Source organism: Rothia sp. HMSC065B04, from assembly GCF_001812285.1.
In the GTDB taxonomy this organism is placed as follows: domain Bacteria; phylum Actinomycetota; class Actinomycetes; order Actinomycetales; family Micrococcaceae; genus Rothia; species Rothia mucilaginosa.
The window spans coordinates 262,565-276,244 of sequence record NZ_KV808410.1 but is presented as its reverse complement, the minus strand read 5'-3'; the positions used below and the strand labels follow the sequence as shown (position 1 = coordinate 276,244).

At 58.7% G+C, this 13,680-nt stretch carries 8 protein-coding genes; 6 read left to right on the top strand and 2 right to left on the bottom strand.

Annotated features, from left to right (window positions below; genetic code table 11):
- Nucleotides 1-449: 449 nt before the first annotated feature.
- The 6 genes from HMPREF2845_RS08445 (at nucleotide 450) to HMPREF2845_RS08420 (ending at nucleotide 10,123) form a co-directional block, all read left to right on the top strand.
- Nucleotides 450-3,941, top strand: a complete 3,492-nt coding sequence (locus HMPREF2845_RS08445) for a bifunctional proline dehydrogenase/L-glutamate gamma-semialdehyde dehydrogenase (protein WP_070634460.1) — start codon at nucleotides 450-452, stop codon at nucleotides 3,939-3,941.
- Nucleotides 3,942-4,274: 333 nt separating this feature from the next.
- Nucleotides 4,275-4,667: a glycine cleavage system protein GcvH gene (gcvH, locus tag HMPREF2845_RS08440; RefSeq protein WP_049337538.1), complete on the top strand. Its 393-nt coding sequence runs from the start codon at nucleotides 4,275-4,277 to the stop codon at nucleotides 4,665-4,667.
- Between the two features lie 595 nt (nucleotides 4,668-5,262).
- Entirely contained in the window at nucleotides 5,263-6,036 is a 774-nt protein-coding gene (locus HMPREF2845_RS08435) for a transcriptional regulator FtsR (RefSeq protein ID WP_070634459.1), read from the top strand.
- Between the two features lie 705 nt (nucleotides 6,037-6,741).
- Nucleotides 6,742-7,386: a MerR family transcriptional regulator gene (locus HMPREF2845_RS08430; RefSeq protein WP_005507725.1), complete on the top strand. Its 645-nt coding sequence runs from the start codon at nucleotides 6,742-6,744 to the stop codon at nucleotides 7,384-7,386.
- Between the two features lie 191 nt (nucleotides 7,387-7,577).
- A complete protein-coding gene (locus HMPREF2845_RS08425; protein WP_070634458.1) occupies nucleotides 7,578-8,390 on the top strand; it encodes a ParA family protein in 813 nt (270 codons plus the stop codon).
- 275 nt (nucleotides 8,391-8,665) lie between these two features.
- Nucleotides 8,666-10,123: a mycothione reductase gene (locus HMPREF2845_RS08420; protein WP_070634457.1), complete on the top strand. Its 1,458-nt coding sequence runs from the start codon at nucleotides 8,666-8,668 to the stop codon at nucleotides 10,121-10,123.
- Nucleotides 10,124-10,263: 140 nt separating this feature from the next.
- Here HMPREF2845_RS08420 and HMPREF2845_RS08415 read toward each other — a convergent pair whose 3' ends face one another.
- Nucleotides 10,264-12,438: an AMP-binding protein gene (locus HMPREF2845_RS08415; protein ID WP_070634456.1), complete on the bottom strand. Its 2,175-nt coding sequence runs from the start codon at nucleotides 12,436-12,438 to the stop codon at nucleotides 10,264-10,266.
- Between the two features lie 148 nt (nucleotides 12,439-12,586).
- Entirely contained in the window at nucleotides 12,587-13,453 is an 867-nt protein-coding gene (locus HMPREF2845_RS08410) for an alpha/beta hydrolase (RefSeq protein ID WP_070634455.1), read from the bottom strand.
- Nucleotides 13,454-13,680 lie beyond the last annotated feature (227 nt).

Genomic DNA, 13,680 nt, shown 5'->3' with positions numbered 1-13,680 from the left:
TCTCTCATCGTGGACTCTTGTATATGGTACCGCGCAGGCTTCCGGCCGGCTCTTTTTGAGACGCCTGAAATGGGGTGCCGGCATGTTGGCTTGTGTAGCGAGTATTTTCGCGCTGAATGTGACGATTCTTGGGGTTGAAGATGCTTTTGGGACTGGTTTTGAAGTGTTCGTCTGTTACGAAGTGGGTTCGATATTTGCGCTCTGAAAGTGCTAGCCTGAGAGAGATGGATAGCGATGTCGCTACAAACTTCACCTTGTCTCTTCGAACAGGAGGTTCGGAGGGGGCGCGGGGTGAAAACCTCACCGCACAATCATTAAGAAAATCTAAATGAATTTTGGAAAAAACATTCAGTTTTTCTAATGAGGTATTTATTACCCTTTTGTGGTGAAATAGAGACATCGCCAAACGTGGTGTGTACCGCACACAGTAAGATAGTTAGGAGTCAAGGATGACCCATCCTTTCGCATCTGAGCACTACCAGAAGATGGCTCTGGAAGCTCGTCAGCTTGTTCGCCAGTGGGTAAATGAGTCCCAGTCGATCAAGCCCACCTTCGCAGCTGAGCAGCTCGCCGGTGTTCTGAAGGACCCCAATGGTCTTCCCTTCACCGTCGGCTTTGTTGATGGCGTTATTCGCCCCGAAGACGACAACGTCTCCGGCCGCAACCTCTCCCGCATTTCCGGCCTGGCACCTTCCTTCCTGCCCTGGTACATGAAGTCCGCTGTTGGCTTCGGTGGCAAGCTGGCTGGCAAGGTCGCATGGCCCACCGTTCCCGTTGCACGCCGCGTGCTGCGCGAGATGGTTGGTCACCTGATCGTCGACGCTTCCGAGGAGAAGCTGGGCGACGCAATTGCAGAGCTGACCAAGACCGGTAACCGCCTGAACGTCAACCTGCTCGGTGAGGCAGTTCTGGGTGACAAGGAAGCAGAGCACCGCCTGGCTGAGACCAAGCGCCTGCTGGCACGTGACGACGTTGACTACGTCTCCATCAAGGTGTCCGCTGTTTCCGGCCCCCACCAGCACTGGGCATTCGACGAGGTCGTTGAGACCGCTGTTCGCCGCCTGACCCCGCTGTACGAGCTGGCTGCATCTAGCTCCCCCAAGAAGTTCATCAACCTGGACATGGAGGAGTACAAGGACCTGGACCTCACCATTGAGGTGTTCACCAAGATTCTGGACCAGCCCCACCTGAAGGACCTGGAAGCCGGTATCGTGCTCCAGGCATACCTGCCCGACACCCTGGCTGCAATGCAGCACCTGCAGGAGTGGTCCGCAAAGCGCGTTGCTGCTGGCGGCGCAGGCATCAAGGTTCGCCTGGTTAAGGGTGCAAACCTCTCCATGGAAATCGTGGAAGCTGTTATGCACGGCTGGCCGCTGACCACCTGGGACACCAAGCAGGCTGCTGACACCAACTACAAGCGCGTTCTGGACTACGCACTGCGCCCCGAGCACGTGAAGAACGTTCGCCTCGGTATTGCAGGTCACAACCTCTTCGACGTTGCTTTCGCACTGCTGCTGTCCGAGGACCGCGGCGTGAAGGACCGCGTCGAGTTCGAGATGCTGATTGGTATGGCTGAGCAGCAGGCAGAGATCATCCGCCGTCGCGTTGGCCACCTGCTGCTGTACGTGCCCGTCGTGAACCCCAAGGAATTCGACGTTGCTATCGCATACCTGATCCGTCGTCTCGAGGAGAACGCTTCCTCCGAGAACTTCATGTCCGGTATCTTCGACCTGGCAACCGACGAGTCCATCTTCAAGCGCGAAGAGGACCGCTTCATGCGTGCGCTGAACTCCGTCACCGACGAGGTTCCCGCATCCAAGCGCACCCAGAACCGTCTGACCGAGAACGAGGACAACGTCTTCGTACCGGCAGGCCGCTTCGAGAACACCCCCGACACCGACCCTGCACTCTCCGGTAACCGCGAGTGGGGCCGCGCAATCCTCGAGCGTTCCAAGACCACCAAGCTGGGCATCGAAACCCTCAAGGCTAACGAGCTGACCAGCGAAGCTGACGCTGAGAAGCTGATCAAGGAAACTGAGGAAGCTGGTAAGGCATGGGGCAAGCTCTCCGGCCACGAGCGTGCAGAGATTCTGCGCAAGGTCGGTAAGGCTATCGCACTGCGCCGCGGTGACCTGCTGGAGGTTATGGCAGCTGAGGCTGGCAAGACCCTGGAGCAGGGCGACACCGAGGTCTCCGAGGCAATCGACTTCGCATACTACTACGCAATGCTGGCTGAGGACCTCGAGAAGATCGACGGCGCAAAGCCCAAGTCCGTTGACCTGACCCTGGTTGTTCCCCCGTGGAACTTCCCGACCGCTATTCCCGCCGGTGGTGTTCTGGCTGGTCTGGCTGCAGGTTCTGCTGTCATCTTCAAGCCCGCAACCATCACCGCTCGTACCGGTGCCCTGATCGCAGAGATCATGTGGGATGCAGGCGTTCCCAAGGAAGTTCTGAAGCTCGTCAAGGTTGTTGACCGCGGTGCAGGCAAGCTGCTCATCTCGCACCCCGAGGTTGACCGTCTGATCCTGACCGGTGGTTACGAGACCGCTGAGCTCTTCCGCTCCTGGCGTGATGACCTGCCCCTGTTCGGTGAGACCTCGGGTAAGAACTCCATCATCGTCACCCCGAACGCTGACATCGACCTCGCCGTCAAGGACGTCGTCTACTCGGCATTCGGCCACGCAGGTCAGAAGTGCTCCGCTGGCTCCACCGTCATCCTGGTTGGCTCCGTGGCACAGTCCGAGCGTTTCCGCCGTCAGCTGCTTGACTCCGTCAGCTCCCTGCACGTGGCACACCCGCAGGACATCGAGTCCGAGATGGGCCCCGTTGTTCAGAAGCCGGAAGAGAAGCTGCTGCGCGGTCTGACCACCCTCGGCCCGGGCGAGCGCTGGCTCGTTCAGCCCAAGGAACTGGACGAGACCGGTCGCCTGTGGAGCCCCGGTGTTCGCGAAGGCGTCAAGCCCGGTTCCGAGTACCACATGACCGAGTACTTCGGCCCCATCCTGGGCATCATGACCGCTGACACCCTGGAAGAGGCAATCGAGCTGCAGAACGCACCCGATTACGGTCTGACCGCAGGTCTGCACTCGCTGGATGCTGACGAGCTCGAGCTGTGGCTCTCCAAGGTCCAGGCAGGTAACCTGTACGTCAACCGTGCAATTACCGGTGCAATCGTTCAGCGTCAGCCCTTCGGTGGTTGGAAGAAGTCCACCGTTGGCTCCGGTACCAAGGCTGGTGGCCCCAGCTACCTGATCGCTCTGTCCGATTGGGAGCCGGCACAGGCAACCGCAACCGCTGTCACCCAGTCCGTGACCGTCCGCGAGACCCTGGCTACCATCGAGAACTCCGAGCTGGGCAAGCGCGAGGACTTCGCATTCATCAAGCGCGGTGTCTCCTCTGACGCACACGCTTGGGACACCGAGTTCGGCTTCGGTCACGATCCCTCGAAGCTGGGCGTGGAGCGCAACATCCTGCGCTACGTACCCACCCAGGTTCTGGTTCGTGCAGACGAGTCCGCATCCGCAGCAGAGACCCTGCGCGTTGTGCTCGCCGGTCTGGCAGCTAACGCACCGGTTGCTCTGTCCGTCGGTAAGGACCTGCCGGTCGACGTCCGTGGCGTCCTCGAGAACAAGGGCATCAAGTACGAAGTCAAGTCGGACGCTCAGTTCCGCGAGTACCTGGCTTCGAACGCTAAGACCCCGGTTCGCGCACTGGCTGGTACTCCGCTGGAAGGCACCCGTATCCGCTACATCGGTAACGACGTGAAGTCCATCTACTCGGCACTGGGTGGTCGCCCGGATGTTGCAGTGTACTTCGCACCGGTCACCGAGGCTGGCCGTATCGAGATGCTGCCCTTCCTCCGCGAGCAGGCTGTTTCGATTACCGCACACCGTTTCGGTAACCCGAACCGCTTCTCCGAGCGCGTCATTTCTTCCCGCTAAGGCGCTGTGAGAGTTTAGCTCTCTAGCCTAGGCTCAGGGCCCTGCACCTTCATGGTGTGGGGCCCTGAGCCTTTTGGTGTGTCTGAATGGCTGTCTGCTGGAGGTGAGTAATAGGGGTGCTTCTAGGGCCTTGGGAAGGGGTGATTGTTGAGCGGCTAGATAGGATAAGGAAAATATAGTGTCTTAGAAGTGGTACGGGGGTGTTTGGACGTGCCCCGCATTACTTCTTATGTGATAATTGGTGTAGGACGTTCCGTCATCCCACATACGGAACGACACCGTGCGCGGGACGGTCCGCGCTACGCAAGAACACACTGAAAGGACACCGCTGCTATGAGCAACGTTCCCGCAGAACTCTCGTACACTTCTGAGCACGAGTGGGTTTCCGCTCTCACCGCCGAGGGCACCGTACGTGTTGGTATTACCGACCACGCTCAGGATGCACTGGGTGACGTCGTCTACGTCGACCTTCCCTCTGTCGGCGATTCTGTAGCTGCTGAGGATAGCTTCGGTGAGATTGAGTCCACCAAGTCTGTCTCTGATCTTTTCGCTCCCATTGCGGGCGAGATTGTTGCAGTGAACGAGGGCCTGGAGGATGACCCCGCACTGGTTAACTCCGATCCCTACGGCGAGGGCTGGATCATTGAGATTCGCCCCGAGAACGCTGATGATCTGGCGAACCTGCTGGATGCAGAGGCGTACAAGGCGGAGCTGGACAAGCTCTAAGTCGATAGACTCTAAGACCTTCTATAGGCCTCGGATAAGAGGTATGTAGTGGTGAGACGGCGAGACCGATTGGTCTCGCCGTTTTTCTTTTAAAATGCACACAAACGCAAATAGTTGGGCGTATTTAAGGTTCATCTTGAGGGTCTCTGAAGCTATCTGAGGGGCTTGAAAGATAGCTAAACCCCTAGTGGGAGCCTCTTTCAAGTTAAATGTGATGAAAACTTCAACTATCGCGAGAAGATAAAATTTTCCTCGTAAAGCAGTCCAATGTGAGATGCATGTGTTTGAAGTATTGGAATTTTGCTAAAATTGGTATTGTCTCTACTGGATAGTGTTTGATTGTGTGGCTATTTTTGGGTTCAAAAAGCCTCTGAAAAGGGCGAACTAAATAGCAAAATGCCTTGTGAGGCTATAAGATTGTCTCGAAGGTTTGCGGTTTATCATTTCGTGATAAACAACTAAACTTATCTATCACACTCTCAACACTAAGCAAAGATGTTCGGCACGAAGCGAGACCCCCGACCGGGGGAACGAGCCACTCACTCAAATTTCGGCTCGTATCGACATCGGCTGAACAAGTACCCGAAAGACATAGATGACCTCACGCATCGATGAAGACCTCACTAAGGCTGAGGTTCAACTAGAGGACGTGGAGAACGGCGACTCTGACCGTAACCCGCGTGACGTTAAGAGCCGGACCATCGGTCAGGTTCTTAGTCAGCTCGACCTGGAGTTCCCCGGAATTAGCGCATCCAAGATTCGCTTCCTGGAGGAGCGCGGCCTGGTGCACCCCAGCCGCACCGAAACCGGTTACCGCAAGTACTCCCAGACCGATATTGAGCGCCTGCGCTACATCCTCACTATGCAGCGCGATCACTACATGCCGCTCAAGGTAATCCGTCAGCATCTGGAGGATCTGGAAGCCGGTCGCGTGCTGAACTCCATGCCCGCCACCGTAAGTGAAGACGTCCTGGATACCGTCCTCGGACCGGACGAGCAGGAAGGCCGCACCTACACCCTCCGTGAGCTGGCAGAATATGCTAACACCACTCCCGACCTGATCCGTGAGCTGATTGACTTTGGACTGCTCGAAGACGGCTCGGATGTGGAGTACACCGATTACGACGTGCTGATCGCCCGCGTGAGCGCAGAGCTGACCCAGCACGGCATTCAGCCCCGTCACCTGCGCGCATTCAAGTCTGCGGCAGACCGTGAAATTTCCCTCGTGGAAATTGCGGTGGCTCCGCTGGCATCGCGCCGCGACGCAGCCTCCCAGGCTCAGGCGCAGGAACGAGCCGACAAGATCCGCAAGTTGTGCCTGCAGTTGCACGCAACCCTCGTCGAATCGGCAATGCCTACCTACGAGTAGGCGACGAAGACGCAGACTACCGGACAGTCTGCCGCTCGTAAACCCTGAGCGGTTCTACCGCTCTCCCCAAACGGGGATTTCCTATCGGGAAACACCGCTGACCACGGTGATTCCCTCTATAGTCCCTACTCGCACCAACGGGTAGCGGCCTCTAGACTTGGACGAAGCCGACGCTGGCACGCTCGGAATTTCTACCCCTTCGTCCAACACGAAGAGCTTTCTAACCAGGGGGCTCCCGGCCTGCCAAGGCTATTCACTCAACTCAGCTGTAAATGCGTACGGACTACCTATCCGTACGCATTTACTTTTTAAACTCCCCCTGTATAAACTCCCCTGTGGGATGGGCGCCCAGAAAAAGCGAACGGAACGGCGGGGGAGGAGCGCCCCTATGAGGCGTTAATGAGGCAAGAATGAATCTGAAAAGATCATTCGCTCCGGTGGGTTCAATTTTAAGTAGAGCCCTCTATCAGTTAAAATAGATTGAACAGCCGCGCCTATCGCGCATCGGTCGCACTGTCGAACCGCTGTGTAGTATTGAAAACCGCGCCGGAACCCAGTAGAGGAGCCACGCGAATCATAGACGCAGATTCTAGACCTCAACCCTAGAATCTCACCCCGAGAATCGGGTCTACACCGGAACGATATCGACCGCATTTGATAGGGCGCGGTGAAGCACTTAAAAGGGTTTAACGAAAAGGAGGGACCGTGCTAGAGCAGCAGGTAGCCGAAAATGCAGGCGAGGCCGCAACCACGCACGCACCCCAGGGCTTCGACCAGCCCCTGGATGGCTTCGACACCCTCTTCCCCGTAGCACCGCCTCCGCGCGGTGAACAGGGCGTACTCTTCACCGACCCTGTCTCTGTCGTCGAGGAAAACCTCGGCTACCGTGGCGCTGTCGCCTGCAAGGCAGCCGGCATTACCTACCGCCAGCTCGACTACTGGGCACGCACCGACCTGGTCGTACCCACCGTGCGTGGCGCCTCCGGATCCGGTACCCAGCGCCTCTACAGCTTCCGCGACGTGCTCGTGCTCAAGATTGTGAAGCGACTGCTCGACACCGGCGTGTCCCTGCAGCAGATTCGCACCTCCATCGAGCATCTGCGTACCCGCGGTATTGACGACCTCGCGAACATTACCCTCATGAGTGACGGCACCACCGTCTACGAATGCACCTCCCCGAGCGAGGTCATTGACCTGGTTCAGGCAGGTCAGGGCGTCTTCGGCATCGCTATCGGTCGCGTCTGGCGCGAAATCGAAATGAACCTCAACGGCCAGCCCGGCGAAGAGATGCACGAAAACTTCGAAGGCGACGAACTTGCCGCCCGCCGTGCCCGCCGCGCACAGGCATAAAACACAAAACGTGAATCAGCCCGCGCTCACTACCTATCGGGTAGCGAGCGCGGGCTGAAGCTTTAAATGCGAGGGAATATTCAATGCTCACTTGAGAAAAAACTCAAGATACACCCCTGTCAGAGCCAGAAGAAAAGCGAAGATTCGCTAAAATAAAGGGGCATTACACCTCACTCATAAAAGGGACCTGCATGCCCCGCATCGTCAGTATCAGCAGCCTCAAGGGCGGCGTTGGCAAAACGTCCATCACTTTGGGGCTCGCCTCCGCGGCATTACACAGCGGACTCTCCACACTCGTTATTGACCTCGACCCCCACGGCGACGTCAGCACCGGCCTGGCAGTGGATGAAACCATCCCCGACGTCGCCTCCCTGATTGCTAGCTCCAATGAGCGCGCCTTCGCGGAGGAAGCCGGTAGCTCCTCCTGGAACGCGCTCGTCGGCAAACCCACCCTGCTGACCAATAACCCCGTGACCACCGGTAGCGTGAAGGTGGCGCGAGGCTCGGCACGCTCCACCCTCGTGGACCGTCAGGAAGCGGCACCGTTCATCCGCCGCTTCAAGCGCATGGTGGAGGCGGCTGCGGACGCCTACGACGTCATCCTGATTGACTGCCCGCCGTTCCTCGGAACCCTGTCTTCAATGGGCTGGGCAGTGAGCGAGCGCATCCTTTCGGTCGCAGAGCCTTCCCTTTTCTCCGTGGCGGGCACCGAACGAACCCTGCGCGCCATCGTGCGCTTTCAGCAGGAAAGCGGCATCAGCATTGACGGTGCGGGAGTAGTTATCAATAAGATGCGCCCCAACGATAGCGAACACCGCTACCGACGCGACGAAATGCGCTCCCTTTTCGGCGATCTTGTCGCAGAGCCGGTGCTCGCTGAAAGCCCCGTGCTGCAACGCGCCCAGGGTGCGGCGTACCCGATTCATTTTTGGCCCGACGAAGAATCGGTTGATCCCGCCATTGACTTCACCCGTCTGCTGGCTGGGCTTATGGCAGACATCTAATCGCTGACCTCTTAGCGCAGACATATACGCGTCACTAATCCGCGGGCTCGAATAGTTCTCAACGCTTGAGTGCGTCTTCTCAAAGAACCGCTGTGTTCTCAGCGCTGTGGTTCTTTGGGACGGCGCACCTTTCGCATATCCGTCAACATTGACACCAGATAGTGGGAATAGCCGGTAGCCTCCACGCGTTATAGTGGCAGTAACAGAAATAACCCCGCTATCGAGGGGCACGCTGGGAACGAGCCCAGCCTCAACACCAACAACGAGAGGACCACATGAGCATCGAGAACGTAGAACGCATTGACGGCGTAGCACAGTACGACCTCATCGTCATCGGCTCCGGATCCGGCAACACCCTCATCGGCCCCGAATGGGACGACAAGAAGGTCGCCCTCATCGACGGCGGTATCTTCGGCGGCACCTGCCTGAACGTTGGCTGCATCCCCACCAAAATGTACGTCTACCCGGCGACCATCGCGCAGAAGACCCGCGAGGTCAAGCACCTGGGCGTCGACGCACACGTAGACGCCGTGCACTGGGCGCAGATTCGTGACCGTATCTTTGCCTCCCGCATTGACCAGATTGTTGAAGGCGGCCGCAACTGGCGTGCCGGTCTGCCCAACGTCGACTTCTACGACCAGTACGCGCGCTTCGTCGGCTCCCACACCGTCGAGCTGACCGACGGCACCCGCCTGCAGGGCCGCCAGATTGTTGTTGCGGCAGGTTCACGCGCCGTGCTGCCTCCCGTACCCGGTATCGACTCCTCCAAGGTCTACACCAATGACAACGTCATGCGCATGGACGAGCTGCCCGCCCGTATGGTCGTCATCGGCGGCGGCGTGATTGCGGCAGAATTCTCCCACGTTTTCTCCGCATTCGGTACCGAAGTAACCCAGCTGAACCGCTCCTCCCGCCTGCTACGTGGCGTGGACGAAGAGGTCGTGGCACGCTTCGAAGAAGCCGCAAGCAAGCAGTGGAACATCGTCAAGGATGCGTCCCTCTCCGAAATCCGTGAGAACGCCGACGGCAGTGTGACCGTCGTAGCTAAGCACACTACCGAGAACGGTGAAGAACTGCTCGAAATCCCGGCAGACGCTGTGCTCGTGGCAACCGGTCGTCGCCCCAACACCGACACCCTCAACGCGAAGAACTACTTCGACGTGCAGGACGGCGGTCAGCTCAGCGTCGATAAGTACCAGCGCGTGCTCTACAACGGTGCACCCGTACCCGGTGTCTACGCCCTCGGCGACGTCTCCAGCCGCTACCAGCTCAAGCACGTGGCAAACCACGAGGCCCGCGTTGTGCAGCACAACCTCAGCCACCCCGAGGACCTGCGTGCCAGCGACCACCGCTACGTACCCGCCGCGGTCTTCAGCAACCCGCAGATTGCCGTGGTCGGCATGACCGAAGAGCAGGCGCGCCAGGCCGCTGAGCGTGAAGGCTTTGAGATCACCGTCAAGGCACAGAACTTTGGCGACACCGCCTACGGCTGGGCAATGGAAGACAAGATCGGCCTGTGCAAGCTGATTGCCCGCAAGGACAACGGCGTGCTGCTCGGCGCACACCTGGTCGGTGAAGAGTCCTCCGTGCTCATCCAGCCGCTCCTGCAGGCAATGAGCTTCGGCATGGATGCGCGCACCCTCGCACGCGGCCAGTACTGGATCCACCCGGCACTGACCGAAATCATTGAGAACGCGCTGCTCGGCCTGGAATTCGACGAGCCCGCAAACTAAGGATCCGCCAGCTAACGACGGCTAGATAACGCTCGGAAGCCGAGGCATCTAGCGAACAAACAGAGAGGAGGGGGTCGTACCTAAGCGGTACGACCTCCTCCTCTCGTGTATGGCCTCTCGTTAATGGTGGCCAGAGCCGGTTATGCCTTGTCGGTGTCAGACTTCTGAGGGCTCTGCTCTGTAGCAGCCTTCTTCTCAGCCTGTGCGGGCTTCTCGGCGGGAGCCGCTGCGGAAGAAACCTCAGCGGAGGAGTCCTCAGCCTTTTCTTCCTCGGCCTTCTCTTCATGAGGCTTCTGCATCATTTCGGCGGTCTGTTCACGCAGCTCCTCAAACTTCTCAGCCGCCTGCTCACGCAGCTCGGCAAGACGCTCCGCCTGGTGGTCCGCGTACTCGTGCAGACGCTCTGCCGCCTGCTCACGCAGTTCAGCGAACTTCTCAGACTGCTCCGCCGCGTACTCCTGCAGGCGAGCCAAAGAATCCGACGTGCTATCGGAAACCTTGCCGTACATCTCATCCACGTAGGAGGAGAAGTCCTGCAGAATCTTCGCGCGGCGCAACTTCTGCGAAGGAGTCAGATAGCCGTCCGCCTCGGTCAGATCGCGGTTCATAATGCGGAACTCGCGAATACCCTCAGCGCGGGAAACCAACTGGTTCGCCTCGTCCACGAGCTTCTGAACTGCAGCACGAACCGCCGGGTGAACAGCAGCCTCCGGGATGGAGAGCGAACGCGGCAGACCCAAGTGCTCCAACTGCTCGGGCAGGGTATCCGGATCCAGGGTCACCAGAGCCGCAACGAACGGCTTCTCATCGCCTACCAGCATCGCCTGAGAAACCAGGGGAGAGGTACGAAGATGAGTCTCCGCAATACCCGGAATCACGTTCTTACCGCCGGCGGTGACAATGATTTCCTTCTTGCGGCCCACAATCTTCAGGTAGCCGCGCTCATCGAAACGAGCCAGGTCACCGGTACGGAACCAGCCGTCCTCAGTGAACGCCTGAGCGTCCTCTTCAGGGTTCTTGTAGTAGCTGCTAATCACGCCCACGCCACGAACCAGAAGCTCGCCGTCCTCAGCAATATAGCCTTCGGAACCGGGGATGAGCGGGCCGATCATGCCAATCTGGTACGGGTTGATGCGGCCAGCCGCAATCGGGGCGCAGGTCTCGGTCAGGCCGTAACCCTCAACCACCTGCACACCCACCGCGTGGAAGAAGTGCGCCAGGCGCTCGCCGAGGGGGCCACCGCCGGAAACCGCGTAACGCAGCTCGCCGCCCAGAGCCGCACGCAGCTTCGAGTAGACCAGCTTGTCGTACAGAGCGTACTGCGCCGCCAGCTTGACGGGCACGCGACCCTCAACCTTCGCCTGCGACCAGCGCACCGCAATATCGGTGGAACGCTCAAAGAGAGCCTTATTGAACTTGCCACCCTTAGCAGCCTTCGCCATGGCACCCTCGTACACCTTCTCAAAGACGCGGGGCACCACCAGCAGCATGGTCGGCTTGAAGCTATCCAAGTCAGCCGCCAGGTTCTTGATATTGGGAGAGTGACCGATAACCAGACCGGCGTCCAGCGCCAGAACCTGAATCAGGCGCGCCAGAACGTGCGCCAGCGGCAAGAAAAGAATAGAGGAGTTGCGGGGGTTCGCAATCTCGGGCTCTGCAAACTTAGTGTTCGCGCTCAGGTTCAGGAAGTGGCCATGAGTCAGCGCGCAACCCTTGGGGCGACCGGTCGTGCCGGAGGTGTACACAATGGTCGCGATGTCATCACCGCCAGCAGCGGAACGTACCTGCTCCAGCTGCTCATCGCTGACCTCGGAGGCGCGAGCGCTGAGGGCATCAAGGTCGCCGTTCTCAATGACCCAGCGGTGCTTGAGCTGGCACGGTTCAGAAGTGGAAGCGGCGTATTCTTCAGCCTCAGCCACGCGATTCAGGAGCTTCTCATCTTCGACGAAGATGGCGACAGCCTCAGAATGGGACAGTGCCCACGCCGCCTGTGCGGCAGCGTTCGTCTCATATACCGGCACGGAGACAGCGCCGGCATACCAAATCGCGAAGTCAATGACGGTCCATTCAAAACGGGTGCGGCTCATAATGCCTACACGGTCACCCGGGCGGATACCAGAGGCAATCATACCCTTAGCCAGGTCGGTCACCATCTGGTGGAATTGCTGGGCGTGAACCGGCTGCCAGTTACCCGGAGACATCTGACGGCGGTACAGCAACGGGTTGGAGCTATCGGCCCGGTGGCGCTCAACAACGCTTGTCAGGTTCAGTGAGGGGTCGACAAGAACCTCAGCGGGAGTGGAGAAGACTTTCATAATGCGCCTTTCGAATCAGGGCGTAAGCTCGGGCGGTCCGGGCCGCGGGCTGTCCTCGATGGTTCGAGGTGCCGTGATGGCCATCTGAATGTTCTGCCCACCTCGGCGGGTGATGCATTCGCCGGTTGGTGCGCTGAACCTTCAGAATTTAGTGGTTTAGTGATGCGACAAAAGCTTGAACAGTAGAGAGAAGATACTCGGCGTCGTAGTCGAGCGTTGCCACATGGTAGCTGCGGGTCAGCCACCTAAATTCTACAGGAACTGAACAATGTTCGAGAAAATATTTGTGGGAGCTATCCGACACAGTATGATCGCCCAGTGAACGCGCATACAGAACCGGCGCCTTCAACTGTGGAATGAGGGCACGCGTCTCAGCGCCCAAAAGATGCAACTGATGCACCGCCGCCGTCGGAACGATAGAATACGCGCCCTCGCTCACGCCAGGAACCGCAATATCGGAACCAATCGCCTTGAGCACCGGCAGAACCTTCGACACCTTGCCTGCATGGCGCATCATCGGATTCACATCCACCATGTAGGGGTTGATGAGTACCGTACCCGCCACCGGCAGGCGCGCCGACAGATGGGTCGCCACCGTGCCGCCCATCGACATACCAATGACCACCACACGCATACCCTGATTGGCTAGGCGACGGTACCCCTGCTCGGCAGAAGCTAGCCACTGCTCATAGGTGCTATCGCGCAAATCTTTCCAATGAGTACCGTGACCGGTCAGCAACGGCATCTCCACCGCATACCCGAGCTCCATAAAATGCTGAGCCAACGGGCGCATGCTATGCGGTGAACCCGTAAAACCGTGCACCAGCAAAATACCCACAGAATGCTGCGCCGGGTCGGGACTAAAAGAAACGGGGGAGTGATCGAACGCTTCCTGGTCGCCCTCGAGGCGACGCGCCAGGGAGTCCTTGACATTTTGGGTTGCTAGAAGCCTGCGCTCGCGAGCCTTGCGGCGCATCCGCTTGAGCGGCTCCAACGAGTTATCAAAAATGCTCATGGTCCTCCTTCGCCAACCTGCGAGAATATGAACGCAGGTGCAGGCTCTATAGCGTACCCTGGTGGGGCGCCACAGATACAGCGCCGATGCCGGTATATCGCCTCCAGCGCACCCGAATACACCGGTGCGCAGAAAAATCGTTCTCTTTTCTTTAATTATCGCGCGTTCCCTCGCGCCTCTCCAGACACGCTAGAATTGAGCCGGGAACATTCAGAGAGGAGACCCCA

Coding starts and splice junctions, on each gene's coding strand:
- HMPREF2845_RS08445 (WP_070634460.1), top strand. CDS start 450: ATGACCCATCCTTTCGCATCTGAGCACTACCAGAAGATGGCTCTGGAA.
- gcvH (WP_049337538.1), top strand. CDS start 4,275: ATGAGCAACGTTCCCGCAGAACTCTCGTACACTTCTGAGCACGAGTGG.
- HMPREF2845_RS08435 (WP_070634459.1), top strand. CDS start 5,263: ATGACCTCACGCATCGATGAAGACCTCACTAAGGCTGAGGTTCAACTA.
- HMPREF2845_RS08425 (WP_070634458.1), top strand. CDS start 7,578: ATGCCCCGCATCGTCAGTATCAGCAGCCTCAAGGGCGGCGTTGGCAAA.
- HMPREF2845_RS08420 (WP_070634457.1), top strand. CDS start 8,666: ATGAGCATCGAGAACGTAGAACGCATTGACGGCGTAGCACAGTACGAC.
- HMPREF2845_RS08415 (WP_070634456.1), bottom strand. CDS start 12,438: ATGAAAGTCTTCTCCACTCCCGCTGAGGTTCTTGTCGACCCCTCACTG.
- HMPREF2845_RS08410 (WP_070634455.1), bottom strand. CDS start 13,453: ATGAGCATTTTTGATAACTCGTTGGAGCCGCTCAAGCGGATGCGCCGC.